We start from the raw sequence: 25,854 nt of genomic DNA, 5'->3' as shown, positions 1-25,854 counted from the left end.
AGGGTATTGCCAGGGGTATTGCCTCAGGCTATCGCCACTTAACATCTCCGCCTCACGGGTGAACTCCGTCCAGACTCAACGGCACCAAGAAATCCGCAGGGCCCCGGTCGCCGCCCCACACGGCGACCGCGGCCCTCGGAAATTAAGGAGCCCCCCACATGAGATCTCCCAAGACGGCGCTGTCGGCAGCGCTCGGCCTGGGCCTCGCTGCCGCGCTCGCAGCCGCGGCGCCGGTTTCGGCAGCTTCCCCCTCCTCCCACCAGAGCACGCCGGCCTCCATCGCGGCGTACACCGGGTCGGCCGCCGAGAAGGCGGACACCAAGGCCTTCTTCGACGCCGTCATGAAGTCGGCCACGGCGAAGATGAAGGCGCACCCGGGCACGAAGTCGGTCACCGTGACCTACGACGCGAGTGCGGCCCCGACGTTCAAGAGCCAGATAGCCGAGAGCGCATCCATATGGAACGGCGCCGTGCAGAACGTGAAGCTGCAGGAAGGCAGCGGCGGCGACTTCCAGTACAAGGAGGGCGACGACCCGCGCGGTTCGTACGCCAGCACCGACGGCCACGGCAAGGGCTTCGTCTTCCTGGACTACAAGCAGAACCAGGAATACAACTCCACCCGCGTCGCGGCGCACGAGACCGGCCATGTGCTGGGTCTGCCGGACCACTACGAGGGTCCGTGCAGCGAGCTGATGTCCGGCGGCGGGCCCGGCACGTCCTGCCAGAACACCCAGCCGGACGCGAACGAGCGCGCCAAGGTGGACCAGCTCTGGGCCAACGGTCTGCGCGGCCTGAAGCACTGAACTGCCCACTGACCAGCTGCGACAGCGGCTGAGGCCACGGACTGCGGCCGTGGCTCCCGAGGGCCGGTACCTGGCGGCCGGCCCTCGGACTCCTGGCGGCGCGCCGGGAACGGGGGCGGCGCCGGCGGCAATGGCGGCGCCGGCGGCGATCGCGTTTCTCCCACGCGTTCGCGACGACAGCGGTGGGGCCCGGTGAGGTACTTCTCCCGGGCCCCAGTGCTTTGCCGTCACGGCACGGCGCCTTTTTCACGGCAGCGGGCGGGCCGGCCTGTCACGGCAACGGGCGGGTCCACGGCTCCAGTCGGGCCCCCGCACCGGCCGGCGGCCGCCAGCCCCACGAGCGGAACGCGGCCCGGGCCGGGGCGTTGTCCGCGGCCACCGGGGCGAGGGCCAGCGCGGCGTTGCTCCGGATCAGCAGCGTCTGCGCGAGGCGGGTGGCGACTCCCGTACGCCGGTGCGCGGGCAGCACCATCAGCCCGGCGAGCAGGAACAGCCGCCCCGCCGCGGCCGCTTGGCACACCTCGTCCGGCAGCTCGTCCGGCAGCCCGGCGGAACACGCCCGGAGCCAGTCGCCTTCCCGGTCGGCGGCATAGCCGTAACAGCAGCCGACCAGCGCCGGATCGCTGCCGATGACCATGTCGAAGCCGGGGCGCTGAATGTCGTACCCGGCGAACCGCCGCAGGAATTCCGCCCGGTCCGGGACGCCGTCGGCGGCGGGCCGACCGTGATGCGCCGCAGCGTGGAGATCGGCGACCGACTCCCGCTGGGTCTCGGCCTGCCACCTGGTCAGCCGCCGTAGGAACACCTCTGCCATGCCCCTCCCCCGTTCCACCGGTCAACCGCGCGCCGGATACGCGGAGAATACCCACGGGGCCCGGGGGTCCGGGGAGTGCCGGGTCAGCCCCACAGCATCCGCGCGCAGGCCAACCCCGCGAACGCGGCGCCCAGCCCGGCCGCCACACTTGCCGCCGCGTTGACCAGGGAGAAGAGGCGGGCCCCGTCCTGCGCCAGCCGCAGCGTCTCGTAGGAGAAGGTCGAGTATGTCGTCAGGGCACCGCACAGCCCGGTGCCGATGAGCAGCTGGACGTGCGGGGAGGCGACACCGACGGCCGCGGCGCCGGTCAGCAGGCCGAGGACCAGCGAGCCGACGACATTGACGGTGAACGTCCCCCAGGGGAAGACGCTGTCGTGCCGGGACTGCACAAAGCGGTCGGTGAGGAACCGCAGCGGCGCCCCGACCACCGCGCCGGCCACGACAAGAAGCCAGTTCACCCGCGCTCGCCCGCCGCCGTGTCCGCACCGCCGTCCGGCCGCCGCTCCGGAAAGGCGATCACCTCGCACGGTTCGACGGTCACCAGGCCCCGCTCCCCCACGAGTTCCGCCAGCCGCGGCAGAAAGCCCCGAACCCGATCCTCCGCGTCCACGACGATGACCGCGACGGGCAGGTCCTCGCTCAGGGACAGCAGCCGCTGGGTGTGGATGACGGACGAGGCGCCGAAGCCCTCGACGCCCCGGAAGACGCTCGCACCGGCCAGCCCGGCGGCGTGCGCGCGGTGCACGATCTCCGCGTGGAGCGGCTTGTGATGCCAGACCTCGTGCTCGCCGACGACCACCGTGAGCCGCAGCGCCGGACCTGCGGTCCGTGTCATGCCGGCCGCCCCCTTCGTCCGAGGAGTACGAGCAGTGCGCGGGTCAGGGCCGCCGCGCCCGCTACGGCCGCGAGCGCGGCGAACAGGGTGGCCGCCAGATAGGCCAGGGCCTGCGCGGCCCGCCGGGCGTCCACCAGGTGCGCGATGTCCACCGTGTAGGTCGAGAAGGTGGTGAAGCCGCCGAGGATGCCGGTGCCGAGGAACGGGCGCACCAGCCGGTGCGGCGACCACAGTTCGGTGATCAGCACCATCAGGACGCCCATCAGGGCACAGCCGACGGCGTTGACGGCGAGGATCGTCCAGGGGAAGGCGCCGGGGACCGTCGGCCACAGGACGGACGCCCCGTAGCGCGCCACGGCTCCGACCGCGCCGCCCGCGGCCACCACGCCGATCACCGGCCACTGGCCCCGCCACGGCGGGGGCACCGCTTCCGCACGGCGGGCTCGCCTGTCCATATGTCTCCCGAGATCATCGGCGTCCTCAGGCTAACCCCCGCCGTTTGACAGCGCGAAACATGGGATGTTCCCATCACCGGTGGAATCACACCGGGAGGACGACGCCCATGCCGCTGCACAGCACCGCCCGCACCAACCTCGTGGACCTGGTCATCGAGCAGATGGAGAGCCTGATCGCCGAGGGCGAGTGGGGGGTGGGGACGAAGATCCCCGCCGAACCGGTGCTCGTCGAGCAGCTCGGCGTGGGCCGGAACACCGTCCGCGAGGCGGTGCGCGCCCTGGTGCACACCGGGATGCTGGAGCCGCGTCAGGGCGACGGCACCTACGTCCGGGCCGGCAGCGGCTTCGGCGCCGCCGTCCAGCGCAGACTGCGACGGGCGGGCGACCTGGAGGCGTACGAGGTGCGCGCCTCGCTGGAGCGGGACGCCGCGCGCCATGCCGCGCTGCGCCGTACCGACGAGGACCTGGCCGCGCTGCGCGGTGCGCTGGCCGAGCGCAGCCGGGCGTGGGACAGCGGCGATGTGGCCGCCTTCATCGACGCCGATATGCGCTTTCACCGGGCGGTGGCCGCGGCCGCGCACAACGACGTACTCGCCGAGCTGTACGAGCATCTCAGCGACGCCCTGCGCGCGACGCTCCAGTCGGTCGTCAGCGCCCCCGTCCCCGACTCCGTGCGCAACCAGTACGCCTCGCACGAGGCCATCGTCGATGCCATCGAGGCACGGGACGCCGACGCCGCCGAACGGGCGGCGCTGGCGCACCTCACGGAGGCCATGGACGCGCTGCGCGGGTCCGGCGAGCAGCCGCGGCACGAGCAGAACCCGGGGGACGGCACCCATGCCTGACGGCGGAGCGAACGCCACCCAGGAGGCGGCGCCCCGCACCGCCCCGGCGGCCCCGTCGGCCGCCCCCTCCCCCACCGGCCGCCGCGCCCTCTGGCTCGGCATCGGCGTCATCCTGCTGGCCCTGAATCTGCGCCCGGCGCTGGTCGCCGTCTCCCCGCTTGCCGGGACGATCCGCTCGGAAAGCGGCATGTCGGCCGCGGCCACCAGCCTGCTCACCGCGCTGCCGCTGCTCTGCTTCGGGCTGCTGGCGCCGGTCGCGCCGCGGCTGGGGCGGCGGTTCGGGACGGAGCGGTCGCTGCTCGGCACCATGGCGCTGATCTGCGCCGGCACCGGGCTGCGGCTGCTGGACTCCGTGGCGGCGCTGTTCGCCGGGACGGTCGTGATCGGCGCGGGTATCGCCGTCGCCAATGTCCTGCTGCCCGGTCTGATCAAGCGGGACTTCCCGTCCCGCGCCGGGCTGATGACCGGTCTGTACTCGATGTCGCTGTTCGGCGGCGCCGCCCTCGCGGCCGGGATCACCGTCCCCGTGCAGCAGGCCACCGGACTCAACTGGCAGGCCACGCTGGCCTGCTGGGGCTCGCTCGCGGTGATCGCGCTGATCGTCTGGCTGCCGCGGGTACGGTCCCGTACAGGGGTGGCGGCCACCGCCCGGCAGACGGCCCGTCCGGTACGCGGCCTGTGGCGCGACCCGCTGGCCTGGCAGGTCACCGGCTACATGGGCCTGCAGTCGCTGAGCTATTACGCGGCCGCCGCCTGGCTGCCGACGATGCTCGAGGACGCCGGGATGAGTGCGGGTGACGCCGGGTGGATGCTGTCCTATTCCTCCCTCCTGGGCATCGCGGGCTCGTTCCTCGCCCCGGTCGTCGTCGGCCGCCGGCTGCGCGCCGGGGTGCTGGCGGCGCTGGGGGCGGTGCTGTGCGCGACGGCCTTCGCGGGGATGCTGGCCGCACCGGCGGGCGGCGCCTACATATGGATGACGCTGCTGGGCCTCGGCCAGGGCGCGGCCATCAGTCTGGCGCTGCTGTTCATCGTCCAGCGCGCCCCGGACGCCCGGCACACGGCCCAGCTCTCCAGCATGGCGCAGTGCTCCGGTTACATCCTGGCCGCCACCGGCCCGGCCGTCCTGGGCGCCGTCCATGACGCCTCCGGCAGCTGGACCGTCCCGCTGGCCGTACTGCTGGCGCTGCTGCTCCCGCAGATCGCGGCGGGGTGGGGCGCGGCGCGGCCCCGGCAGGTGGCGGGAAGGTAGCGGTTCCTCAGAGCCAGCCGTTCCGTTTGAAGCCGCGGTGGATGATCCGGCAGAGCGTGGCGATCAGCGCCATCACCAGCGGATACCCGAACACCCAGTGCTTCTCCGGCATGTATTCGAAGTTCATGCCGTAGACGCCGCAGACCATGGTCGGTACGGCCAGGATCGCGACCCAGGCGCTGATCTTGCGCATGTCCTCGTTCTGGGCGACGGTGACCTGGGCGAGATGGGCCTGAAGTATGGAGTTGAGCAGTTCGTCGAACGACGTGATCTGCTCGGTGACCCGGTCGAGGTGGTCGGCGACGTCCCGGAAGTAGGTCTTGATCCGGGGGTCGACCTGGCGCATCGGCTGGGTCGCCAGCTCCCGCATCGGCCGGTCCAGCGGGGCCACCGCGCGCTTGAGCTCCAGCAGTTCGCGCTTGAGCTGGTAGATCCGGCCGGCCCCGCCGCCGCCCCGTACGGAGAAGACCTCGCTCTCGACGTCGTCGATGTCCACCTGGACGGCGGCGGTGACATCGAGGTAGTCGTCCACGACGAGGTCGGCGACGGCGTGGAGTACGGCGGACGGGCCGAGCGCCAGCTGCTCGGGGTCGGACTCCAGCTGCTCGCGGAGCGGACCGAGCGAGCCGTGCCCGCCGTGCCGCACCGTGATCACGAAATCGGCGCCGGTGAAGACCATGATCTCGCCGGTCTCCACCACCTCGCTGGTGTCGGTGAGCCGGTCGTGGTCGACATAGCGGACCGTCTTGAAGACGGTGAAGAGCGAGTCGTCGTAATGCTCGAGCTTGGGGCGCTGATGGGCGTACACGGCGTCTTCGACGGCGAGCGGATGCAGTCCGAACAGCTCGACGATGCCGGCGAATTCCTTCTCGGACGGCTCGTGCAGCCCGATCCAGACGAAACCGCTGCCGGTTTCGCGGACCCGGCGTATCGCCACATCGGCCGGGTGGTTGCCGTCCTGCCGCACGCCGTCCACGTACACCGCGCAGTTCACGACAGCGGTACCGAGCGGCGAGCGCGCCGGGTGACTGAGGTCGACACCCCGGCTTCGCGGCTGCGGCAGCCGGACGGCCTTGCGGAGGTTGCTGATCATCGACACCCGGCCAGTATGCCGGGCGGCGCCCCGGGAGCGGTACGGCCGCGGACCGGTTTTTGCCGCCGGGCGGGCGGCCGTACCCGGTCCGCCCGCAGCCGGCGGTCGCCGCGTCATGCCGCCGGAGCGTCCGGTGTCCGTACCCGCTTCGGCAGCAGGAACAGCAGGCCGAAGACGATCACCAGACCGCCCGAGACCCACCAGAGGGAGTGGGTGGTGGCCTGGAGGAAGGCGGCGCCCGGCGCGGCTTGGGCGCCCGCACCGTCGGCGACGCCGAAGAACGCCACCGACGACAGGCCGAGGCCCAGCGCCATGCCCAGCTGGCCGGTGGTGTTGAAGATGCCGGAGGCGGAGCCGGAGTGCTCGGCGGGGACCTCGGAGAGCACCGAGTCGGTGATCGGGGCGACGATCAGTCCCATGCCCCCGCCCAGCAGGAGCATCGCGGGGATCATCTGCCAGGACTGCAGGGCGGTGCCGTAGTGCCCGGCGTCCCACAGGTAGAGCAGCGCTCCGGTCAGCATGATCAGCGCACCGGCCTGGAGGACCTTACGGCCGAAGCGCGGCACCAGCTTCTGGACGGACATTCCGGCCGCGGCCGAGCAGGCGAGCGAGAACGGCAGCCCGGTCAGTCCCGCGTGCAGCGGGCCCCAGCCCAGGCCGAGCTGCATATGGAGCGTCCAGATCAGGAAGAAGAGGCCGCTGGCGGCGCCGAAGGTGAGCTGTACGCCGACGCCGGCCGCGAAGGTCTTGAGCTGGAAGAGGGAGAGTTCGACCAGCGGCGAGCCGTCCTTGCGGGCCTTGGCGCGTTCGTAGCGGACGAAGACGGCGAGGACGAGCGGGCTCGCGGCCATCGACACGAAGCCCCACAGCGGCCAGCCGGACTCGCGGCCCTGGGTGAGCGGGTAGAGGAGCATCAGCAGGCCGAGGGTGGCGAGCGCGGTGCCGATGAGGTCGAGGCGGAGGGCGCGCGGAGCCCGGGACTCGGTGACGAAGCGGGCGCCGAGCAGGATGCCGGCGATCCCTACCGGCAGGTTGATCAGGAATATCGGGCGCCATTCCAGGCCGAGGAGATTGCCCTCGGTGAGCAGCGCGCCGATCAGCGGGCCGCAGACCGCGCCGAGGCCGATCACCGCGCCGAACATCCCGAAGACCTTGCCCCGCTCGTGTGCCGGGAAGCTGACGTGGATGATCGCCAGCACCTGCGGCACCATCAGCGCGGCCATGGCGCCCTGCAGCACCCGCGCGCCCACCAGCATCCCGGGACCGGCGGCGAGGCCGCACAGCGCGGAGGCGGCGGTGAAGCCGGCCATGCCGAGCAGGAAGAGCCTCTTGCGGCCGTAGATGTCGCCGAGGCGGCCGCCGGTGATCAGGCCGATGGCGAAGGCGAGGGCATAGCCCGCGGTGACCCACTGGAGGGCGCTGAAGGAGGCGCCGGTGTCCTGCCGGATGCTCGGGATGGCGATGTTGACGATGGTCGCGTCGATGAGGTCCATGGCGCTCGCGGTCAGGATGACGGCGAGGGCGATCCAGCGTCTGCGGTCGGCCGGGGCCGCGGGAGTTGCGGTGGGCGCGGGCGCCGCTTCGGCCGCCTCGGCGGGGGCGGGGGCGGTCGTGGTCATGCGTTCTCCTGGGAATGCGTGGGGAGCGGAAGGGATACGCGGCAGGCGCCCGGCTGACGTCGTGCGCGAATGCGTCACCGACACTAGAGCCCGTCTAGGACAGCACCGGTCCTATTTCCTCCTGCATCATCGACGGCATGAGTGAGACATCGGCACGACTGCTGAACCTCCTGTCCCTGCTCCAGACCCCGCGCGAATGGCCGGGCAGCGAGCTGGCCACGCGGCTGGGGGTCACCTCCCGGACGATCCGCCGCGATATCGAACGGCTGCGGGAGCTGGGCTATCCCGTGCACGCGACGATGGGCGCGGAGGGCGGCTACCGGCTGGCCGCGGGCACGGCCATGCCGCCGCTGCTGCTGGACGACGAGGAGGCGGTGGCCATCGCGGTGGGCCTGCGCTCGGCGGCCGGGCAGACCGTGGCGGGCGTCGAGGAGGCGTCCGTACGGGCGCTGGCCAAGCTGGAGCAGGTGCTCCCGGCCCGGCTGCGGCGGCGGGTGGGCACGCTCGGCAACGCCACCGTCCCGCTGCCGGCCGGCGGGGGCCCGACCGTCGACCCGGAGCAGCTGACCGTGCTCGCCGCGGCGATCACCAACCATGAGCGGGTGCGGTTCGCCTACCAGGCGGGCGCGGGCGAGCGGACCAAGCGCCTGGTGGAGCCGCACCGCCTGGTGGCGGCGGGGCGGCGCTGGTATCTGGTCGCGTACGACAACGACCGCGAGGACTGGCGGCTCTTCCGGGTGGACCGGCTGACCGGGGCGTTCCCGACGGGCGTACGGACCCCGCCGCGCGAGCTGCCCGCCGCCGATGCCGCGGCTTTCTTCCAGGAGCGCATGAAGGGCCTGGGTCCGGCGGCGCAGCGGGCGGTGGTGACGGTGTACGCCCCGGCCGGGGAGGTGGCCGCGCGGCTGGGCGGCCGGGCGGGCGAGGTGACGGCGATCGACGGGGAGTCCTGCCGGTGGCACAGCGCGCCGGATTCGCTGGAGTGGCTGGCAATGCGGCTGGTCATGCTGGGGCGGGAGTTCACGGTGCAGGAGCCGCCGGAGCTGGCCGGGTATCTGCGGGCGATGGGCGGGCGGGCGCTTCGGGGGGCGGGAGAGCCCGGAGGGGACGGGTGACGGGCAGGGCGTGGCGCGCTGGGCGTGACGGCCCGGAGGGGACGGGCCGGGGATGACGGAATACCCCTAGGGGGTATATGGTTCTGCGTACTGGACGCCGGGCGCCCCGCCATGGGCGTCCCCCGCTCGCGATGAGGAGTACGCATGACGGCCACCACCGCCGGAACAGCGAAGGCCCTCGGCACCCCGGTCAGGCTCGGCGGCTATGCGCTGCTGCTGCTCGTCGTTCTCGCCGCCGGCTTCGGCCTCGGCCGCGCGACCGGGGGCGGCGAGGACGCCCCGGCCCGGCCGGCCCCGCACGCGCCCGCCCAGCACCTGCAGCACTCGGAGGAGCAGTCATGACGACCGTGGCCGGAGAGCACCGCGTCGAGCTGGAGATCGGCGGGATGACCTGCGCCTCGTGCGCCGCCCGTATCGAGAAGAAGCTCAACCGCATGGAGGGGGTCACCGCCACCGTCAACTACGCCACCGAGAAGGCGCAGGTGGCGGTCGCGGAGGGCAGCGGCATCGGGACCGCGGACCTGATCGCCACCGTGGTGAAGACCGGGTACACCGCCGCGGTCCCCGAGCCGCCGGCCCCGGCGCCCGACGACCGGGGCGGCCGGGCGGCCGAGGGGGACCCCCTGGCCGCCCTCCGCCACCGCCTCCTCACCTCCCTGGCGCTCTCCCTCCCCGTCGTCCTGATGGCGATGGTCCCGGCGCTGCAGTTCACCAACTGGCAGTGGCTGTCCCTGACCCTGGCCGCCCCCGTGGTGGCCTATGGCGCCTGGCCGTTCCACAAGGCCGCCTGGACGAATCTGCGGCACGGCGCCGCCACGATGGACACCCTCATCTCGATGGGCACGCTGGCGGCGTTCGGCTGGTCGCTGTGGGCCCTGTTCTTCGGGACCGCGGGGATGCCCGGGATGACGCATCCCTTCGAGTTGACGATCGCCCGTACGGACAGCAGCGGCAGCATCTATCTGGAGGCGGCGGCCGGTGTCACCACCTTCATCCTGGCCGGGCGCTACTTCGAGGCCCGGTCGAAGCGGAAGGCGGGCGCGGCCCTGCGCGCGCTGCTCGAACTGGGCGCCAAGGACGTGGCCGTCCTGCGCGACGGCCGGGAAGTCCGCATCCCCACGGACGGGCTGGCGGTCGGGGACCGGTTCGTCGTACGGCCCGGGGAGAAGATCGCCACCGACGGGCTGGTGGTGGAGGGCGCCTCCGCCGTGGACGCGTCGATGCTCACCGGTGAGTCCGTCCCGGTGGAGGTCGCTCCCGGCGACACCGTCACCGGGGCCACGGTCAACGCGGGCGGCCGGCTCGTCGTCGAGGCCACCCGCATCGGTGCGGACACCCAGCTGGCCCGGATGGCCCGCCTGGTGGAGGACGCGCAGAACGGCAAGGCCGCGGCCCAGCGGCTCGCCGACCGGATCTCCGCGGTCTTCGTCCCGGTCGTGATCGCGCTGGCCGTCGGCACGCTCGGCTACTGGCTCGGCACCGGCGCGGGCGCGGTCGCCGCCTTCACCGCTGCCGTGGCCGTACTGATCATCGCCTGCCCGTGCGCCCTGGGCCTGGCCACGCCCACCGCGCTGATGGCCGGCACCGGCCGGGGCGCGCAGCTGGGCATCCTCCTCAAGGGGCCCGAGGTCCTGGAGTCCACCCGCAAGGTCGACACCATCGTCCTGGACAAGACCGGCACGGTCACCACCGGTGTGATGACGCTGACCGGCATCCACCTGGCCGACGGGGTGTCCCGTGACCGGGCGCTGCGGCTGGCCGGCGCGCTGGAGCACTCCTCGGAGCACCCCATCGCCCGCGCCATCGCCACCGCGGCCGAGGAGGCCGCCGGCCCGCTCCCCACGCCGGAGGACTTCGCGAACGTCCCGGGGCTCGGCGTCCAGGGCATCGTCGAGGGGCATGCCGTCCTGGTGGGCCGCGAGCGGCTGCTGACCGACTGGAGCCAGCAGCTGCCGCCCGCGCTGGCGGCGGCCAAGGCCGAGGCGGAGGCAGCGGGCCGCACCGCGGTCGCCGTCGGCTGGGACGGCGAGGCGCGGGCCGTCCTGGTCGTCTCCGACGCGGTGAAGCCCACCAGCGCCGAGGCGGTGCGGCGGCTGCGTGCCCTGGGGCTGACGCCCGTACTGCTCACCGGCGACAACAAGGCCGTCGCAGAGGCGGTGGCCAAGGAGGTCGGCATCGATGAGGTGATCGCCGAGGTGCTCCCCGAGGACAAGGTGGCCGTCATCGAGCGCCTACAGGGTGAGGGCCGCTCGGTCGCGATGGTCGGCGACGGGGTGAACGACGCGGCCGCCCTGGCCCGCGCCGACCTCGGACTGGCCATGGGCACCGGCACCGACGCCGCCATCGAGGCCGGTGACCTGACCCTCGTACGGGGCGATCTGCGCGCCGCGGCGGACGCCATCCGCCTCGCCCGCGCCACCCTCGGCACCATCCGCACCAATCTGTTCTGGGCCTTCGGCTACAACGTCGCGGCGCTGCCGCTGGCCGCCGCCGGCCTGCTGAACCCGATGATCGCGGGCGCCGCGATGGCCTTCTCGTCGGTCTTCGTCGTCGGGAACAGCCTGCGGCTGCGGCGCTTCCGGGCGCTGACGCCCGACACGGCGCCGGAGGCCATCGGCTGACACCGGGCGGCAGCAGATGGGCCCGTCCCCGGGGCCGCGGCCCCGGCAGCACCCCGCTGCCGGGGCCGCGCCGTACCGTGCGCCGCGCCCACAGGCGGAGCAATCCGCCCGGGTCCCCGCCGCGCTGCCGCTGGATCGGCGGACGGGCCCGCTGTCCCCCGGCCGGCCGCCCCCCGTGGACACGGGGCGGCGGTCGGATGTCTCCAGTTCTGACGGCGGAACATTGGCGGATCGCGCAACCGCCGGCCGGCACCGGCAGGTGAGACTGGTCGCCTACCCGCCCGCCCACGTACCTACAGGGGAACTCATGACGGGGTCACGCGTCCTGGCGCTCGGCCACTACCAGCCCTCCCGCGTGCTCACCAACGACGACCTCGCCGAGCTCGTCGACACCGATGACGCCTGGATCCGCAGCCGGGTGGGCATCCGTACCCGGCGGATCGCGGCCGCGGACGAGACGGTCGACTCGATGGCCGCCGAGGCCGCCGCGAAGGCGCTGGCCACGAGCGGACTGGCCCCGCACGAGATCGACCTCGTCCTGGTGGCCACCTGCACGGCCACCGACCGCAGCCCGAACGCCGCGGCCCGGGTCGCCGCCCGGCTCGGCCTGGACGCGCCCGCCACCATGGACATCAACGTCGTCTGCTCCGGCTTCACCCATGCGCTGGCCGCCGCCGACCACGCCATCCGGGCCGGTTCGGCGACGAATGCGCTGGTCATCGGGGCGGAGAAGTTCACCGATGTGGTCGACTGGACGGACCGTACGACCTGCGTCCTGGTCGGTGACGGGGCCGGGGCCGCGGTGGTCACCGCATCGGCGGAACCCGAGATCGGCCCGGTGCTGTGGGGTTCGGTCCCCCAGATGGGCAATGCGGTACGGATCGAGGGCGAGCCGGCCCGGTTCGCCCAGGAGGGCCAGACGGTCTACCGCTGGGCCACCACCCGACTCCCGGCCATCGCCCGCCAGGTCTGCGAACGCTCCGGCATCCTCCCCGAGGACCTGGCCGGCGTGGTGCTCCACCAGGCCAACCTCCGGATCATCGAGCCGGTCGCGGAGCGCATCGGAGCGATCAACGCCGTGGTCGCCAAGGACGTCGTCGACTCCGGCAACACCTCGGCCGCCTCGGTGCCGCTGGCCCTGGCCAAACTGGTCGAACGCCGCGAGATCCCCTCCGGCGCGCCCGTCCTTCTCTTTGCCTTCGGCGGCAATCTCTCGTATGCCGGGCAGGTCATCCGGTGCCCGTGAGAGCCATCAGGGCATGACGGAGGGGCGGGCGCCCGCGGCAGGCGCGGCAGTCACCCGCCCCACGGGAACACCGCCCCTCGCCCCAGGGCATCGACGCCCCGGAAGAGACGCGGCCTGGCTAGGGCCCGGGGTGCTCACGGAGATACTGCGCCCCGCACAGGAAGCCACCGAGCCCCCTCACCCCCACCGTCGGGAGGGGACGGACCGCAGGACGGAGTCCGGAGGGCCGGCACCGCGGCCGACAACCAACCCCCGCCCGCCGCAGGCGCAACGGCGAGAAGACACCACGGCGCCGCAGACAACAACGTACGGCCCAGGCAAAGCGCAGCGGACCGGCTAGAACACCGACCAACCCGTCAACGTCGTGAAGTGATCCAGGGCCGCCGCGCCCGCGACGGAGTTGCCCCGGGCATCCAACCCGGGGCTCCACACACACAGCGTGCAGCGCCCCGGGACCACGGCCACGATCCCGCCGCCGACGCCGCTCTTGGCGGGCAGCCCCACCCGGTAGGCGAACTCCCCCGCCGCGTCGTACGTCCCGCAGGTCAGCATCACCGCGTTGATCCGCTTGGCCTCGCGCGCCTCCAGGAGGCGGCTGCCGTCGGCGCGCAGCCCGTGGCGGGCCAGGAAGCCACCGGCGACGGCCAGATCGCGGCAGCTCATCTCGATCGAGCACTGCCAGAAGTAGTGCTCGATGACGCTGGGCACCGGGTTCTCCAGGTTGCCGAAGGACGCCATGAAATGCGCCAGCGCGGCATTGCGGTCGCCGTGGTCGGCCTCGGAGTCGGCCACCGCCTGGTCGAAGGCCAGATCCGGATTGCCGCTCTCCTCGCGCAGGAAGTGCAGCAGCGCGGTGCTGGCGTCACCGGTGAGGGTCAGCAGGCGGTCGGTGACTACCAGGGCGCCGGCGTTGATGAACGGATTGCGCGGGATGCCGTTCTCCGCCTCCAGCTGGACCAGCGAATTGAACGGCGTACCGGACGGCTCACGGCCCACCCGCCGCCAGATCTCGTCGTCGCCGCTGTGACTGCTGTGGCCCTGGGCCATCACCAGGGCCAGAGAGAACGTCTTGGAGATGGACTGAACGGAGAACGGCACCTCCCAGTCGCCGGCCCCGTACACCTTGCCGTCGATGTCGGCCACCGCGATCCCGAAGCGGTCCGCGGAGACCCTCTCGAGCGCGGGTATGTAGTCGGCGACCTGCCCCTGTCCCGCGTAGGGGCGGGCATGGGCCGCTACCTCTTCGATGACGGCCTGGTAGTCCATGAGGCACACGCTAACCCGGCGCAGGAGCGACCCCCATCGGAGCCCCCCGCCTGCGACTTCACCTCGCGGGCGGGATACGCCCGGTGCGGCGGCCGCTTGCGCCGTGCGGCCCATCCCGTGTCGCGCTCTTCGCGGATGTGCCCCAGCCTGGCACGGGAACCCTGCGGCCATCCGCGCCGTTGATTCCATTGACCGCTTTCATCCCTTACCGCACCTACGGAACCTACGGACTTCCTCACCGCACAGACGACACCGACGTCATGGAGGCAGCAATGACCGGGTTTATCGACCGGGCCAAGGAACAGGCACAGCGCGGACTGGCGGAGGGCAAGAAGAAGATCGACGAAGCACACGCACACCGAGCGGGGTCCGACCTGCTGAAGAAGCTCGGCGCCGCGTACTACGCCGAGCGCAGCGGCAGCGGCTCGCCCGAGGCGACCCGGGAAGCGCTCGGCAAGCTGGAGGCCCATGTCAACGCCCATGGGGACGGGTCCATCCACGGCTGACGCCGCCGGCATACGGCCGCGGTATACGGCCCGGGGCATACGGCTCCGGCATACGCCCCCGCCCGGCCGGAATCGCTCGCACACCCACCGAACAGCCGGTCCGTTTTATGCCGTTCCACTCCATCGGTCCTGACCCATCCCGTAGAAGCGAGGCATGAGGCGGTGCGCGGTCGGCGGCCGCCGCGTACCGATCGGAGCCGGTCATGGCCGTAGCGCTGTCTGCTGCCCGTTTTCTCGAAGCCCTGGAGGCGGAGGGACTGCGGGTCGTCGAGGTGGGCGACTGGAGGACGCACAACCGCGAGCACATGGGCCCCTGGGGTCCGGTGCACGGCATCGTGGTGCACCACACCGCGACGTCAGGCGCCGGGAGCACCGTACGGCTCTGCTACAACGGCCACCCCGACCTGCCGGGCCCGCTGTGCCACGGGGTGATCACCAAGGACGGCGCGGTCCACCTGGTCGGCTGCGGCCGCGCCAACCACGCCGGGCTGGGGGACGGCGACGTCCTGCGGGCGGTGATCGCGGAGAAGCGGCTGCCGCCGGCCGACAAGATCGACACGGACGGCAATCAGGTCTTCTACGGCTTCGAGTGCGAGAACCTCGGCGACGGCACGGACCCCTGGCCGCCTGCCCAGCTGGCGGCCCTGGAGAAGGCCGCGGCGGCGCTGTGCCGGGCGCACGGCTGGACCGAGCGCTCGGTGATCGGCCATCTGGAGTGGCAGCCCGGCAAGGTGGATCCCCGGGGCTTCACCATGGACGGGCTGCGCGGGCGGATCCGCGAACGCCTGAAGTGACCGCACGGGCGCACGGCCGCACCGCCACACGGCCTCGCGGTCCCCCCGGGGCACGGGACAATGGACGGCATGCCCCGCCCCGACCCCGCCGTGCTGCGCCCCCGTCTCCCCTCCCCCCTCCAGGAGATCGAGGACGATCCGTTCGCGCGCCGCGGCGTCCGGCTGCTGCTCAAGCGGGACGATCTGATCCACCCGGACCTGCCGGGCAACAAGTGGCGCAAGCTCGCGCCCAATCTGCGGGCCGCCGCCGCGGCCGGTGAGCGCGCGCTGCTGACCTTCGGCGGCGCGTACTCCAACCATCTGCGGGCCACCGCGGCGGCCGGCCGTCTCCTCGGCTTCGCCACCATCGGCGTGGTCCGCGGCGACGAGCTGGCCGCCGCCCCGCTCAACCCGTCGCTGGCCCGCTGCGCCGCCGACGGCATGCGGCTGCACTTCATCGACCGGTCCCGCTACCGCCGCAAGACCGACCCGGACGTGCTCGCCGGCCTGCACGACCGCTTCGGCGCCTTCCGCGTCATACCGGAGGGCGGCAGCAACTCCCTTGCGGCAGAAGGCTGTACGGAACTCGGGCGGGAGCTGCGCGGGGCCGCGGACACGGTTGCGGTGGCATGCGGGACGGGCGGCACCCTGGCGGGGCTCGCGGCGGGGCTCGGCCCGGACCAGCAGGCCGTCGGCATCCCCGTCCTCAGAGGCGGCGGCGACGGCCCGCACTTCCTCCAGGAGACGGTCGAGGAGCTCCAGCGCGCGGCCTTCGGCGGACCGCGCGGCGACTGGCGGCTGGACGACCGCTTCCACTGCGGCGGATACGCCCGCAGCACCCCCGCCCTGACCGCCTTCGCCGACGCCTTCGAGGACCGCCACGGCCTCCCTCTGGAACGCACCTACGTCGCCAAGCTGCTGTACGGGCTGACCACGCTGGCCGAGGAGGGCGCGTTCGCCCCGGGCAGCAGGGTGGCGGCCGTGATCACGGGTATGCCGTGACGGCACGGCGTACCGGGCGCTACGCCCGCTCCCGGTAGGCCGCCGCCTCCTCCAGGTCCAGCCGGCGCAGCAGCGTCCGCAGCATCTCGTCGTCGATGCGGCGGGCGTCGCGCAGTTCGACGAAGACCCGGCGCTCGGCGTCGATCATTTCGCGGGAGAGCCGGCGGTAGGTCTCGTCGGCGGATTCGCCGGTTTCCTCGTTGACGGTGCCGAGCCGTTCCCATACGGCGTTGCGGCGCCGCTCCAGGACGGTGCGCAGCCGGTCGGCGAGCGGTCCTGGCAGGGCGTTGCGCGGGTCCTCGAGGAGTGCGTCCAGCAGCGCCTCGGCGGCCCGGGAGGCGTCGTTCTGAGCCTGCGCCTCGGCGAGCGTCTCGGCCCGTTCGTCGCGGCCGGGCAGCTTGAGGGCGCGGATCAGCGGCGGCAGCGTCAGGCCCTGGACGACGAGGGTGGCGATGACGGTGGTGAAGGTCAGGAAGAGGACGAGGTTGCGGGCGGGGAAGGGCCCGCCGCTGTGCACGGCGGCGGGGATGGAGAACGCGATGGCCAGCGACACCACTCCGCGCATCCCGGCCCAGCCGACGATGACCGGCGCGGTCCAGTTCGTATCGGGTTCGCGGGTGCGGATCCGGGCCGACAGGGCGCGCGGCAGGTAGGTCGCGGGGAAGACCCAGACGAAGCGGGCGACGACCACGACGGCGAACACCACGGCCGCGTACCACAGGGCCTGGGCCGTGCTGAACTCTCCCAGGCCGCCCAGCACCACGGGCAGCTGCAGCCCGATCAGCGCGAAGACCGCGGACTCCAGGACGAAGGAGACGACCTTCCAGACGGCCTCCTCCTGGAGCCGGGTCTCGAAGTCGACCTGCCAGGAGCGGTGGCCCAGATAAAGGCCGACCACGACGACGGCGAGCACCCCGGAGGCGCCGACCTGTTCGGCGGCCGCGTACGCCGTGAACGGGATGAGGAGGGAGAGGGTGTTCTCCAGGAGGGCCTCGTCCCGCAGCCGGCGGCGCAGCCAGTGCAGCGGCACCATCAGGACGACGCCGATCCCGATGCCGCCGAGGGAGGCGATGGCGAACTCCCTGATGCCGTCGGCCCAGGTGGCGCCGACCCCGACAGCCGCGGCCAGCGCCACCTTGTAGGCCGTGATCGCGGTGGCGTCGTTGACCAGCGACTCGCCCTGCAGAATCGTGGTGATGCGGCTCGGCAGCCCGAGTTTGCGGGCGATGGCGGTGGCCGCGACGGCGTCCGGCGGGGCGACGACGGCGCCCAGTACCAGCGCCGCGGTCAGGGGAAGATCCGGGATGACCAGGTAGGCGGCGTAGCCCACCACCAAAGTTGCGAAGAGGACATATCCGAAGGACAGCAGCGCCACCGGCCGCAGATTGGCCCGTAGATCCAGGTACGAGCTGTCGAGCGCGGCGGTGTGCAGCAGCGGGGGCAACAGCAGCGGCAGCACGATGTGCGGGGCGAGGGTGTAGTCGGGGATGCCGGGGATGTACGAGGCCGCGAGCCCGGCGGTGACCAGCAGCAGCGGTGCGGCGACAGGGGTGCGCCGCGCCAGTCCGGCGACCGCCGCGCTCCCCGCGACCAGCAACAGCAGCGGCATCACATCCATGGTCCCCGTCCCGTCCCCGCGGCTCCACCGGCCCACGGCCTCCGTGGCCGTTCCGGCGATCTAACCTGGCCATCATGAGCGAGCGCAGCGAGCGAATCATGGAAAGGTGCGTGCCTCGCGAATGCGGGGCCGAGCGTAGCGAGGGATCGGCATGAGCGACTGCACGCATGTTCCCGGACTGCCGCGCGCCGAACCGACTCCGCTGAGCGCCACCTGCCTGGAGTGCCTGGCGGTCGGCAGCCACCCCGTGCAGCTGCGACTGTGCCTGGTCTGCGGCCACGTCGGCTGCTGCGATTCCTCGCCGTACCGGCATGCGACCGCGCACTACGCGGAAACCGGGCACCCGGTGATGCGGTCGTTCGAACCGGGCGACGACTGGCGCTGGTGCTTCGTCGACCAGCTCCTGGTATGAGCCCCGGGGGCCACGCCGCGCACACCTTTGGCCTTAGCCTTGCGGCATGATTCGCGAAGCGACGCCGGGCGACGTCCCCGCCATCCTGGCCATGATCGGCGAGCTGGCCGCGTACGAGCGCAGCGCGGAGGCCGCCCAGGCCACCGAGCCGCAGCTGAAGGAAGCACTTTTCGGGGACCACCCGGCGGCCTTCGCCTTGATCGCGGAGGCAGCCGGAGAGGCGGCTGCAGCCCCGGTGGGCTTTGCCCTGTGGTTCCGGAACTTCTCCACCTGGACGGGCACGCACGGTGTCTATCTGGAGGACCTCTACGTCCGGCCCGAGGCGCGCGGCGGCGGCCACGGAAAGGCGCTGCTGGCGGCCCTCGCCGAGATCTGCGTGGCGCGCGGCTACCAGCGTTTCGAGTGGTCCGTCCTGGATTGGAATGAACCCTCCATCGGCTTCTACCGGTCGATCGGCGCGCAGCCCATGGACGAATGGACGGTCTTCCGGCTCACCGGAGACGCCCTGCAGCACCTCGCCGCCACCGCGCGCGTCAACGGAGCGTAATCAGGGTGGATTTGACAGTGCAGCCCTCTAGCCACGGTCCGTACTCATGGCCGTACAATAGGTAACAGTGCGTGACGACTACGGCGCGGGGCGACCGCAGGCCGCGGCGCCACCGGACGGCAGCCGTGCTCCTTCCGGGCGACACCGGCCCGCAGATCGCGGTAGCGTCACAGCCGAACCATGTGCTGCGCCGGTTCGTTCTCCTTTCACACGACGGGAGAATGCGGCCGGTGTGGACGTCCCGAGACCCTCGGGGCATCCAGCATTCCAGCTCAACCAGCTTGTGCCACCTTGGAGGTGAGGGTGTCCCAGATCGCAGGCGAGCCCGGGACTCAGGACTTCGTGGAAGTCCGTCTGCCCGCTGCGGGTGCCTACCTGTCCGTGCTGCGTACGGCCACGGCCGGGCTCGCAGCCCGCTTGGACTTCACCCTCGACGAGATCGAGGATCTGCGCATCGCCGTCGACGAGGCCTGCGCGATCCTGCTGCAACAGGCCGTCCCCGGCAGTGTGCTCAGCTGCGTCTTCCGCCTGATCGACGACGCACTGCAGGTGACCGTGTCGGCTCCGACGACCGACGGCCGCGCCCCGGAGCGCGACACCTTCGCCTGGACGGTGCTCTCCGCGCTGGCCGGCAAGGTCGATTCCACCGTCGCCGAGGACCAGACGGTCACCATCAGCCTGTACAAGGAGCGCGGCGCCGGTCCCGGACCGTCATGACCGAACAGGGGGCCCCGTGAAAGATCTCGAACGCGGCACGCGGGTGGCGCCCGGTGCGGCCATCCCCGAGCAGCAGGCCCGGCCGCATCCGGTGGGCACGGACGACCACGGCGGCCGGTTGGACGCGGCGGAGCAGGCAGAGCGGGCGGACCACATGGACCAGAGCGAGCAGCAGGGGCAGCAGGCGGACCGGCTTGATCAGCCGGCCCCCGGCCTGAAGCCCCGGGCAGAACAGCATCCCGAAGAACGGCATCACCACGAGCCGCACGATCCCCAGGATCGCAGCGGCGCGCGGGCGATGTTCTACGAGCTGCGCAAACTCCCCGACGGCTCCCCGGAGCGCGCGGAGCTGCGCAACACCCTCGTACGGATGCACCTCCCGCTCGTCGAGCACCTGGCCCGCCGGTTCCGCAACCGCGGCGAGCCCCTCGACGATCTGACCCAGGTCGCCACGATCGGCCTGATCAAGTCGGTGGACCGCTTCGACCCGGAGCGCGGCGTGGAGTTCTCCACGTATGCCACGCCCACCGTGGTCGGGGAGATCAAGCGGCACTTCCGCGACAAGGGCTGGGCGGTCCGCGTCCCGCGCCGTCTCCAGGAGCTGCGGCTGTCGCTGACCACCGCGACCGCCGAGCTCTCCCAGCGCCATGGCCGGGCGCCGACGGTCCATGAGCTGGCCGAGCATCTGGCGATCTCCGAGGAAGAGGTCCTGGAGGGCCTGGAGTCGGCGAACGCGTACAGCACGCTCTCCCTGGACGTGCCGGACACCGACGACGAGTCCCCGGCCGTCGCCGACACCCTCGGCGCCGAGGACGAGGCGCTGGAGGGCGTGGAGTACCGCGAATCCCTCAAGCCGCTGCTGGAGGACCTCCCGCCGCGCGAGAAGAAGATCCTGCTGCTCCGCTTCTTCGGCAACATGACCCAGTCACAGATCGCCCAGGAGGTCGGCATCTCCCAGATGCACGTCTCCCGGCTCCTGGCCCGCACGCTCGCACAGCTGCGGGACAAGCTCCTCGTGGAGGAGTGAGCAGACCGTGAACGGGGGCGGGCGGGGTCCGTGTGGACCCCGCCCGCTCGGTCTTTGCGTACGGGCCCGGTCCGGCCGCTGTGCCGGGACTACGGCTCCCGCCCGCCGCGTTGCGGGCCCGCAGGGGGCCCTCGCAACCCTGAGGGAATCTGTTCGAACAACCCCTAGGGGACTTCGCGACTGCCGCGTCCCCTACGGCGTTTCCCGGGGCCCGATCCCCAGCGCCACCGTGGCCGTCGGATTGACCAGCAGGACCAGCACCACGACCGCCACGAGGGCGAGCCCGGCGCCGGCCGCGATCAGCACCCCGCCGCCCTTGATCAGCGTCCAGGCGACCGGCAGCGCCACGATCTGGGTGATCAGCGAGGGGCCGCGGCTCCAGCGGCGGCGCAGCCACAGCCCGCGCGCGGCGACGAGCGGCAGGGCGGCGAGCGCCAGCACGGTCAGCCCGCCCATCTCCGCCTGCTGCGGACTGTCCGGCGAACCGGCCAGCCCCATGATCAGCATGTACGTGCCCATGACGGCCAGCGCCAGGCCCTCGACCCCGGTGAGCGCCGCGGCGGCGGCGATCCGGGCGGGCCGCGGGCCGGCCGGCCCGGGTACGGCGGGAGCACCGGCGGCGCGGTCCGGTGACCGTTTCTGCTGGCCGCTCGCGGACGGCTTCTGCTTGCTGCTCACCCCAGCAGGGTAGCGCCGGCGGTGTACGGGGCGGGCCCGCCCGAACCCGGACGGGGCGTGAGACACGAAGCGGCAGGTCGGTACGCTGCTTCGTATGCGCGCACTCCTCGTGGTCAATCCCGCAGCAACCACCACCAGTGCCCGCACCCGTGAAGTGCTCGCCCACGCCCTCGCCAGCGACCTCAAGCTGGAGGTCGCCGAGACGAAGTACCGCGGCCACGCCCGTGACCTGGCCAGGGAGGCCGCCGAGGGCGGCGAGACGGACCTGGTCGTGGCCCTCGGCGGCGACGGCACGGTCAACGAGGTCGTCAACGGCCTGCTGACGAACGGACCCGATCCGGACTCCCACCCCCGGCTGGCCGTCGTCCCCGGTGGCTCCACCAATGTCTTCGCCCGCGCGCTCGGCCTGCCCAATGACGTCGTGGAGGCGACCGGCGCCCTTCTGGACGCGCTGCGCGACCGCAGCGAGCGCACCATCGGCCTGGGCCTGGCCTCCGGCACCCCGGGCAGCAAGGACGAGGGCGCGCCGCCCCGGTGGTTCACCTTCTGCGCGGGCTTCGGCTTCGACGCGGGTGTGGTGGGGCGGGTCGAGCAGCAGCGTGAACGCGGCAAGCGTTCGACGCATGCCCTGTATGTGCGGCAGTTCGTACGCCAGTACCTGGGCGAGCAGAACCGCCGGCGCGGCTCCATCACCCTCGAACGCCCGGGCGGCCGGGACGGCTCCACGGAGGTCGTCGAGGACCTGGTGATGTCCATAATCTGCAACACCGCCCCCTGGACCTACCTGGGCAATCGCCCGATCTACCCGTCCCCCCGGGCATCGTTCGACTCCGGACTGGATCTGTTCGCACTGGGCAAGCTCTCGGCCCCGGCAGTGGCCCGGTACGGGGCCCAGATGCTGACGTCAACACCACATCGCGGGCCCCGGGGCAAGCACGCGGTCTCACTCCATGACCTCACCGAGTTCACCTTGCATTCGCAGGCGCCACTGCCGTTTCAGATGGACGGGGACCACCTGGGGCTGCGTACGAGTGTGACGTTCACAGGCGTTCGCCGTGCACTGCGTGTGATTGTGTGAGCAGTAGGGACCAAAGTCCTTTCACTCGAACGTTTAGACTGCCTTCCACCCCCTGGAATGACGGCTGTGACCGAGGCGACACCAAGGAATCAAAAAAAACTTTCCGGAAGGGGTTGTATCCGCCGCCGAGGTTTGCGAGTCTCTTCATGGCGATCGGGACGGCCGCTTCACCGGCCCCCTTGAGAGCCCGAATCCTCCTCCTCATTCCACAGGACCGCACCAGTTCACAACTGGGGTTCGGCCCTTCCCTTGTGGAGGGATTCGTGAAAGCGTTCACATTCACAAGCAACGATCCCGTCACACGAGGAGATGGAGCAGCCATGGACTGGCGTCACCGCGCCGTTTGCCGCGAGGAAGACCCCGAGCTCTTCTTCCCCATCGGCAACACCGGTCCTGCGCTGCTGCAGATCGAGGAAGCCAAGGCCGTCTGCCGCCGCTGCCCCGTCATGGAGCAGTGCCTGCAGTGGGCGCTCGAGTCCGGCCAGGACTCCGGCGTCTGGGGTGGTCTGAGCGAGGACGAGCGCCGCGCGATGAAGCGCCGTGCAGCTCGCAACCGGGCGCGCAACGCCAGCGCCTGAGCCAGCCGCCCCGTGGCCCCCGAGCCGCAGCGCGCAGTACCCCCGATGCAGCCCCGGCGCTGAAAAGCCAGGTCGTTATCGCATCGCAATAGCTTTGAGCCCCGGACCGGATGGGTCCGGGGCTTGCTGCTGTTCGGGGGCCGTACGGGCGGCCGGTGCCGTTTCGTCCCGTATGGGAGTCAGTGCTGCTTCTCGGCCCGTACGGGCACATCGAGAAGGACCTGCGTGCCGCGGCCGGGCGCCTGCACCATGTCGAACGTGCCGCCCAACTCCCCCTCCACCAGGGTCCGTACGATCTGCAGCCCCAGGTTTCCTGCGCTCTGCGGGTCGAACCCCTCGGGCAGGCCGCACCCGTTGTCCTGCACGGTGACCAGCAGCCGCGGCTCCGCACGGGTGCCGCCGCGCACCGCGCCGACCTCGACGATGCCGCCTTCCGCCTGGTCGAAGGCGTGCTCCAGGGCGTTCTGCAGGATCTCGGTGAGCACCATGGACAGCGGGGTGGCGACCTCGGCGTCCAGGATCCCGAAGCGGCCGGTGCGCCGGGTGGTCACCTTTCCGGGGGAGATTTCGGCGACCATGGCCAGCACCCGGTCGGCGATCTCGTCGAACTGGACCCGTTCATCGAGGTTCTGCGACAGCGTCTCGTGCACGATCGCGATCGAACCGACCCGGCGGACCGCTTCGTTGAGCGCCTCGCGGCCCTGTACGGAATCCATCCGGCGGGCCTGCAAGCGCAACAATGCGGCAACGGTCTGGAGGTTGTTCTTCACCCGGTGGTGGATTTCCCGGATGGTGGCGTCCTTGGTGATCAGTTCCCGTTCGCGGCGGCGCAGTTCGGTGACGTCCCGCAGCAGCACCAGGGACCCGATGTGCGTTCCCTTCGGTTTGAGCGGGATGGCGCGCAGTTGAATCACGCCGTCATTGCCCTCGACCTCGAATTCCCGGGGCGCCCAGCCGCTGGCCAGTTTGACCAGGGCCTCGTCCACCGGGCCGCGGGCGGGCGCCAGTTCGGCGGTGGTCTGTCCGAGGTGGTGGCCGACCAGGTCGGCGGCGAGGCCGAGCCGGTGGTAGGCGGAGAGCGCGTTGGGGCTGGCGTACTGGACGACGCCGTCGGCGTCGAGCCGGATCAGGCCGTCGCCGGCGCGCGGCGAGGCATCCATGTCGACCTGCTGGCCGGGGAAGGGAAACGATCCTGCGGCGATCATCTGGGCCAGGTCGGAGGCGCTCTGCAGGTACGTGAGCTCCAGGCGGCTCGGCGTCCGTACGGTCAGCAGGTTCGTGTTACGGGCGATCACGCCGAGCACCCGCCCCTCGCGGCGGACCGGGATGGACTCGACCCGTACCGGCACCTCCTCACGCCACTCCGGGTCGCCCTCGCGCACGATGCGGCCCTCGTCCAGGGCGGAGTCCAGCATCGGCCGGCGGCCGCGCGGAACGAGGTGGCCGACCATGTCGTCCTGATAGGAGGTGGGGCCGGTGTTGGGGCGCATCTGGGCGACGGAGACGTAACGGGTGCCGTCCAGGGTGGGAACCCACAGCACAAGATCGGCGAAGGAGAGGTCGGAGAGCAGCTGCCACTCCGAGACCAGCAGATGCAGCCACTCGAGGTCGGAGTCGCTCAGAGCGGTGTGCTGGCGTACGAGATCCCTCATGGAGGGCACATATTGGAGCCTACCGGCGTAGGGTGTGCCTGTTGTTCCGGCGTATCTTCTGTCCGTTCCTGCTCGCCCTCTTGCCCGCCTGCTCTTTCGCGCGTATCTGTGGTCTTTGCCAGGGCATGGACAACCGAGAATGGTCTAGTCCACAATGTCGGGCGCAACACCTTTCTGGGGGATACTCCAGATCCTGATCCTCCGCTCTCCCCGCACAGGAGGGCGGAACGAGGCCCGAGGCGCTCTCTGCCCTGACTGCGCCGAGGCCTCCGATCGACCGGCCTTGGGCCGGGACCGTGCCCCTACCGCACACGGGGCAGATCCCGGCCGGCAAACGGGGTCGGCCGATGTCAGCTCCGGGCTGCGGTGCCGGACAGGTTGAGGGTCCTGTCCCGGCGCCGCGGCCCGCGGGTGCTTCAGGGGCGATCGGCCGTACGGGGCCGGGTGCGCCGGGCCTCGCCCCGCGTCTTCCCCGCCTTGGCTTCCGGCTCTTTCTCCGGGTCGTCCGCTGCCTTTCCCGTTCCCTCCGTCTCCCCCGCGCCCTCCCTCTCCGTCTGCGTCTCCGTCTCCGGCCAGGCCTTCATGGCCAGTTCCGCGATGGCTTCCAGCGTCGTGCGGTCCGCGCCGTCCCGTGCCTGCTGTGACATGCCCTGGATGACCGCCCCTGCGTAATGGGCAAGCGCGGCCGCGTCCGTGGTGGCGGGGAGCTCGCCGGAGGCAATGTCCGCCGTGATCGCCCGCTGGATGTCCCGGATGTTCGACAGCCTCATCTCCCGCAGGGAGGCGGCGACTTCGGCGGAGGCGGGGGCGGTGTTCTGGGCCGCGCTGATAACGAGGCAGCCGCGGGGGCGGCCGGGCAGCGTGTATTCGGCCGCGGCCTCGCGCAGCGCCCGTTCGACGCCGCGGCGGGCGGTCGGCTCCTCGGCCACGGCGCGGGGGAGAAAGCCGCCGTAGAGCCGTCCGTACTCGGCCACCGCCTCGTCGAACAGTGCGCGCTTGTCGCCGAAGGCCGCGTAGAGGCTGGGGGCACTGATGCCCATGGTGCGAGTGAGGTCGGAGATGGACGTGGCCTCGTAGCCCTGCTCCCAGAAGGACCGAATCGCCTGCTCGAGCGCCGTCTCCCGGTCGAAGGACCGGGGCCGGCCGCGCTGTTTCGTTTCCTTGCTCGCCATGGGGTGAATTTTATAGCGGCCGGTACGGAAGTCGTGTTAGCGTCTTTTTGTAGCGAGCGATATAGAAATCGCTCGGCGGAGGGGCGCTGCGCGTTGCGTGCGGGCGCGCCCTCGCGCCGGGCGGCGCATACGA

At 71.9% G+C, this 25,854-nt stretch carries 26 protein-coding genes and 1 pseudogene; 16 read left to right on the top strand and 11 right to left on the bottom strand.

Translation table 11 applies throughout. The features are described 5' to 3' along the window. The first annotated feature begins 158 nt into the window (after nt 1–158). Nucleotides 159–803 (top strand): snapalysin, encoded by a 645-nt coding sequence (snpA, locus tag ADL29_RS01640; RefSeq protein WP_053921985.1) that lies wholly within the window; start codon nt 159–161, stop codon nt 801–803. 271 nt (nt 804–1,074) lie between these two features. On the opposite strand, the gene ADL29_RS01635 is transcribed toward snpA, so the two are convergent. From ADL29_RS01635 to ADL29_RS01620, 4 genes are all read right to left on the bottom strand, one after another. Further along, nucleotides 1,075–1,617, bottom strand: coding sequence for a GNAT family N-acetyltransferase (locus ADL29_RS01635; RefSeq protein WP_053921984.1), 543 nt, complete (start codon nt 1,615–1,617; stop codon nt 1,075–1,077). 83 nt (nt 1,618–1,700) lie between these two features. Beyond that, the gene (gene crcB, locus ADL29_RS01630; protein ID WP_053921983.1) at nt 1,701–2,075 is read right to left on the bottom strand and encodes a fluoride efflux transporter CrcB; all 375 of its coding nucleotides are present in this window, start codon (nt 2,073–2,075) and stop codon (nt 1,701–1,703) included. Then, on the bottom strand, nt 2,072–2,452 hold the full coding sequence (locus tag ADL29_RS01625; RefSeq protein ID WP_053921982.1) for a DUF190 domain-containing protein: 381 nt from the start codon (nt 2,450–2,452) through the stop codon (nt 2,072–2,074). The genes crcB and ADL29_RS01625 overlap by 4 nt, the downstream gene beginning before the upstream one ends. Then, nucleotides 2,449–2,907 (bottom strand): fluoride efflux transporter FluC, encoded by a 459-nt coding sequence (locus ADL29_RS01620; RefSeq protein WP_078970649.1) that lies wholly within the window; start codon nt 2,905–2,907, stop codon nt 2,449–2,451. The genes ADL29_RS01625 and ADL29_RS01620 overlap by 4 nt, the downstream gene beginning before the upstream one ends. Before the next feature lie 107 nt (nt 2,908–3,014). Here ADL29_RS01620 and ADL29_RS01615 point away from each other — a divergent pair, with 107 nt between their 5' ends. Both ADL29_RS01615 and ADL29_RS01610 read left to right on the top strand, forming a co-directional pair. Then, entirely contained in the window at nt 3,015–3,752 is a 738-nt protein-coding gene (locus tag ADL29_RS01615) for a FadR/GntR family transcriptional regulator (protein ID WP_053921980.1), read from the top strand. Further along, nucleotides 3,745–5,001: a CynX/NimT family MFS transporter gene (locus tag ADL29_RS01610; RefSeq protein WP_053921979.1), complete on the top strand. Its 1,257-nt coding sequence runs from the start codon at nt 3,745–3,747 to the stop codon at nt 4,999–5,001. Before ADL29_RS01615 ends, ADL29_RS01610 begins: the two co-directional genes overlap by 8 nt. Before the next feature lie 7 nt (nt 5,002–5,008). Here the strand turns inward: ADL29_RS01610 and ADL29_RS01605 are convergent, their stop codons facing one another. Beyond that, the gene (locus ADL29_RS01605) at nt 5,009–6,094 is read right to left on the bottom strand and encodes a magnesium and cobalt transport protein CorA (RefSeq protein ID WP_053921978.1); all 1,086 of its coding nucleotides are present in this window, start codon (nt 6,092–6,094) and stop codon (nt 5,009–5,011) included. 113 nt (nt 6,095–6,207) lie between these two features. Then, the gene (locus ADL29_RS01600; RefSeq protein WP_053921977.1) at nt 6,208–7,713 is read right to left on the bottom strand and encodes an MFS transporter; all 1,506 of its coding nucleotides are present in this window, start codon (nt 7,711–7,713) and stop codon (nt 6,208–6,210) included. Between the two features lie 137 nt (nt 7,714–7,850). Between ADL29_RS01600 and ADL29_RS01595 the strand changes: the two genes are divergently transcribed. The 4 genes from ADL29_RS01595 (at nt 7,851) to ADL29_RS01580 (ending at nt 12,695) form a co-directional block, all read left to right on the top strand. Next, nucleotides 7,851–8,828 (top strand): helix-turn-helix transcriptional regulator, encoded by a 978-nt coding sequence (locus tag ADL29_RS01595; protein ID WP_053921976.1) that lies wholly within the window; start codon nt 7,851–7,853, stop codon nt 8,826–8,828. A gap of 144 nt (nt 8,829–8,972) precedes the next feature. After that, on the top strand, nt 8,973–9,170 hold the full coding sequence (locus tag ADL29_RS01590) for a hypothetical protein (protein WP_053921975.1): 198 nt from the start codon (nt 8,973–8,975) through the stop codon (nt 9,168–9,170). After that, a complete protein-coding gene (locus tag ADL29_RS01585) occupies nt 9,167–11,449 on the top strand; it encodes a heavy metal translocating P-type ATPase (protein WP_053921974.1) in 2,283 nt (760 codons plus the stop codon). Before ADL29_RS01590 ends, ADL29_RS01585 begins: the two co-directional genes overlap by 4 nt. 307 nt (nt 11,450–11,756) lie before the next feature. Continuing rightward, nucleotides 11,757–12,695: a beta-ketoacyl-ACP synthase III gene (locus ADL29_RS01580; RefSeq protein ID WP_046926057.1), complete on the top strand. Its 939-nt coding sequence runs from the start codon at nt 11,757–11,759 to the stop codon at nt 12,693–12,695. Nucleotides 12,696–13,031: 336 nt separating this feature from the next. Here ADL29_RS01580 and ADL29_RS01575 read toward each other — a convergent pair whose 3' ends face one another. Next, complete coding sequence (locus ADL29_RS01575; protein ID WP_046926059.1) at nt 13,032–13,961, bottom strand: glutaminase; 930 nt, start codon at nt 13,959–13,961, stop codon at nt 13,032–13,034. Nucleotides 13,962–14,233: 272 nt separating this feature from the next. Between ADL29_RS01575 and ADL29_RS01570 the strand changes: the two genes are divergently transcribed. The 3 genes from ADL29_RS01570 (at nt 14,234) to ADL29_RS01560 (ending at nt 16,242) form a co-directional block, all read left to right on the top strand. Continuing rightward, nucleotides 14,234–14,467 carry a hypothetical protein gene (locus tag ADL29_RS01570; RefSeq protein ID WP_053921973.1) on the top strand — a complete coding sequence of 78 codons (234 nt, stop codon included), beginning with the start codon at nt 14,234–14,236 and terminating at the stop codon, nt 14,465–14,467. Nucleotides 14,468–14,670: 203 nt separating this feature from the next. After that, nucleotides 14,671–15,261, top strand: a complete 591-nt coding sequence (locus ADL29_RS01565; protein WP_053921972.1) for an N-acetylmuramoyl-L-alanine amidase — start codon at nt 14,671–14,673, stop codon at nt 15,259–15,261. A 69-nt stretch (nt 15,262–15,330) separates the two neighbouring features. Further along, nucleotides 15,331–16,242: a 1-aminocyclopropane-1-carboxylate deaminase/D-cysteine desulfhydrase gene (locus tag ADL29_RS01560; protein ID WP_053922221.1), complete on the top strand. Its 912-nt coding sequence runs from the start codon at nt 15,331–15,333 to the stop codon at nt 16,240–16,242. Between the two features lie 19 nt (nt 16,243–16,261). Here the strand turns inward: ADL29_RS01560 and ADL29_RS01555 are convergent, their stop codons facing one another. Next, the gene (locus ADL29_RS01555; RefSeq protein WP_053921971.1) at nt 16,262–17,860 is read right to left on the bottom strand and encodes a Na+/H+ antiporter; all 1,599 of its coding nucleotides are present in this window, start codon (nt 17,858–17,860) and stop codon (nt 16,262–16,264) included. Nucleotides 17,861–18,011: 151 nt separating this feature from the next. On the opposite strand from ADL29_RS01555, the gene ADL29_RS01550 reads away from it, so the two are divergent. The 4 genes from ADL29_RS01550 to ADL29_RS01535 all read left to right on the top strand — a co-directional run bounded on the left by ADL29_RS01550 (nt 18,012) and on the right by ADL29_RS01535 (nt 20,563). Further along, the gene (locus ADL29_RS01550) at nt 18,012–18,272 is read left to right on the top strand and encodes a UBP-type zinc finger domain-containing protein (protein WP_053921970.1); all 261 of its coding nucleotides are present in this window, start codon (nt 18,012–18,014) and stop codon (nt 18,270–18,272) included. Nucleotides 18,273–18,318: 46 nt separating this feature from the next. Beyond that, nucleotides 18,319–18,819: a GNAT family N-acetyltransferase gene (locus ADL29_RS01545; protein WP_053921969.1), complete on the top strand. Its 501-nt coding sequence runs from the start codon at nt 18,319–18,321 to the stop codon at nt 18,817–18,819. Between the two features lie 303 nt (nt 18,820–19,122). Then, entirely contained in the window at nt 19,123–19,536 is a 414-nt protein-coding gene (locus ADL29_RS01540) for an ATP-binding protein (protein WP_006603191.1), read from the top strand. A gap of 43 nt (nt 19,537–19,579) precedes the next feature. Then, nucleotides 19,580–20,563, top strand: a complete 984-nt coding sequence (locus tag ADL29_RS01535; protein ID WP_053922220.1) for an RNA polymerase sigma factor SigF — start codon at nt 19,580–19,582, stop codon at nt 20,561–20,563. Nucleotides 20,564–20,755: 192 nt separating this feature from the next. Here ADL29_RS01535 and ADL29_RS01530 read toward each other — a convergent pair whose 3' ends face one another. Next, nucleotides 20,756–21,241 carry a hypothetical protein gene (locus ADL29_RS01530; RefSeq protein WP_053921968.1) on the bottom strand — a complete coding sequence of 162 codons (486 nt, stop codon included), beginning with the start codon at nt 21,239–21,241 and terminating at the stop codon, nt 20,756–20,758. A 94-nt stretch (nt 21,242–21,335) separates the two neighbouring features. Here ADL29_RS01530 and ADL29_RS01525 point away from each other — a divergent pair, with 94 nt between their 5' ends. Together ADL29_RS01525 and ADL29_RS01520 are read left to right on the top strand one after the other, a co-directional pair. Further along, complete coding sequence (locus ADL29_RS01525) at nt 21,336–22,319, top strand: diacylglycerol/lipid kinase family protein (RefSeq protein ID WP_053921967.1); 984 nt, start codon at nt 21,336–21,338, stop codon at nt 22,317–22,319. 320 nt (nt 22,320–22,639) lie between these two features. Then, on the top strand, nt 22,640–22,897 hold the full coding sequence (locus tag ADL29_RS01520; protein ID WP_003983230.1) for a WhiB family transcriptional regulator: 258 nt from the start codon (nt 22,640–22,642) through the stop codon (nt 22,895–22,897). Nucleotides 22,898–23,076: 179 nt separating this feature from the next. On the opposite strand, the gene ADL29_RS01515 is transcribed toward ADL29_RS01520, so the two are convergent. After that, nucleotides 23,077–24,549: a PAS domain-containing sensor histidine kinase gene (locus ADL29_RS01515; RefSeq protein WP_053921966.1), complete on the bottom strand. Its 1,473-nt coding sequence runs from the start codon at nt 24,547–24,549 to the stop codon at nt 23,077–23,079. Between the two features lie 566 nt (nt 24,550–25,115). Continuing rightward, nucleotides 25,116–25,721 (bottom strand): annotated as a pseudogene (locus tag ADL29_RS01510) (TetR/AcrR family transcriptional regulator); the annotation flags it as partial. Nucleotides 25,722–25,854 lie beyond the last annotated feature (133 nt).

This window comes from Streptomyces chattanoogensis (assembly GCF_001294335.1).
Classification (GTDB): domain Bacteria; phylum Actinomycetota; class Actinomycetes; order Streptomycetales; family Streptomycetaceae; genus Streptomyces; species Streptomyces chattanoogensis.
Note: the sequence above shows the minus strand (reverse complement) of the source record. Positions and strands in the feature narration are given on the sequence as shown.

Coding starts and splice junctions, on each gene's coding strand:
- snpA (WP_053921985.1), top strand. CDS start 159: ATGAGATCTCCCAAGACGGCGCTGTCGGCAGCGCTCGGCCTGGGCCTC.
- ADL29_RS01635 (WP_053921984.1), bottom strand. CDS start 1,617: ATGGCAGAGGTGTTCCTACGGCGGCTGACCAGGTGGCAGGCCGAGACC.
- ADL29_RS01625 (WP_053921982.1), bottom strand. CDS start 2,452: ATGACACGGACCGCAGGTCCGGCGCTGCGGCTCACGGTGGTCGTCGGC.
- ADL29_RS01620 (WP_078970649.1), bottom strand. CDS start 2,907: ATGGACAGGCGAGCCCGCCGTGCGGAAGCGGTGCCCCCGCCGTGGCGG.
- ADL29_RS01615 (WP_053921980.1), top strand. CDS start 3,015: ATGCCGCTGCACAGCACCGCCCGCACCAACCTCGTGGACCTGGTCATC.
- ADL29_RS01610 (WP_053921979.1), top strand. CDS start 3,745: ATGCCTGACGGCGGAGCGAACGCCACCCAGGAGGCGGCGCCCCGCACC.
- ADL29_RS01605 (WP_053921978.1), bottom strand. CDS start 6,094: ATGATCAGCAACCTCCGCAAGGCCGTCCGGCTGCCGCAGCCGCGAAGC.
- ADL29_RS01600 (WP_053921977.1), bottom strand. CDS start 7,713: ATGACCACGACCGCCCCCGCCCCCGCCGAGGCGGCCGAAGCGGCGCCC.
- ADL29_RS01595 (WP_053921976.1), top strand. CDS start 7,851: ATGAGTGAGACATCGGCACGACTGCTGAACCTCCTGTCCCTGCTCCAG.
- ADL29_RS01590 (WP_053921975.1), top strand. CDS start 8,973: ATGACGGCCACCACCGCCGGAACAGCGAAGGCCCTCGGCACCCCGGTC.
- ADL29_RS01585 (WP_053921974.1), top strand. CDS start 9,167: ATGACGACCGTGGCCGGAGAGCACCGCGTCGAGCTGGAGATCGGCGGG.
- ADL29_RS01580 (WP_046926057.1), top strand. CDS start 11,757: ATGACGGGGTCACGCGTCCTGGCGCTCGGCCACTACCAGCCCTCCCGC.
- ADL29_RS01575 (WP_046926059.1), bottom strand. CDS start 13,961: ATGGACTACCAGGCCGTCATCGAAGAGGTAGCGGCCCATGCCCGCCCC.
- ADL29_RS01570 (WP_053921973.1), top strand. CDS start 14,234: ATGACCGGGTTTATCGACCGGGCCAAGGAACAGGCACAGCGCGGACTG.
- ADL29_RS01565 (WP_053921972.1), top strand. CDS start 14,671: ATGGCCGTAGCGCTGTCTGCTGCCCGTTTTCTCGAAGCCCTGGAGGCG.
- ADL29_RS01560 (WP_053922221.1), top strand. CDS start 15,331: ATGCCCCGCCCCGACCCCGCCGTGCTGCGCCCCCGTCTCCCCTCCCCC.
- ADL29_RS01555 (WP_053921971.1), bottom strand. CDS start 17,860: ATGGATGTGATGCCGCTGCTGTTGCTGGTCGCGGGGAGCGCGGCGGTC.
- ADL29_RS01550 (WP_053921970.1), top strand. CDS start 18,012: ATGAGCGACTGCACGCATGTTCCCGGACTGCCGCGCGCCGAACCGACT.
- ADL29_RS01545 (WP_053921969.1), top strand. CDS start 18,319: ATGATTCGCGAAGCGACGCCGGGCGACGTCCCCGCCATCCTGGCCATG.
- ADL29_RS01525 (WP_053921967.1), top strand. CDS start 21,336: ATGCGCGCACTCCTCGTGGTCAATCCCGCAGCAACCACCACCAGTGCC.
- ADL29_RS01520 (WP_003983230.1), top strand. CDS start 22,640: ATGGACTGGCGTCACCGCGCCGTTTGCCGCGAGGAAGACCCCGAGCTC.
- ADL29_RS01515 (WP_053921966.1), bottom strand. CDS start 24,549: ATGAGGGATCTCGTACGCCAGCACACCGCTCTGAGCGACTCCGACCTC.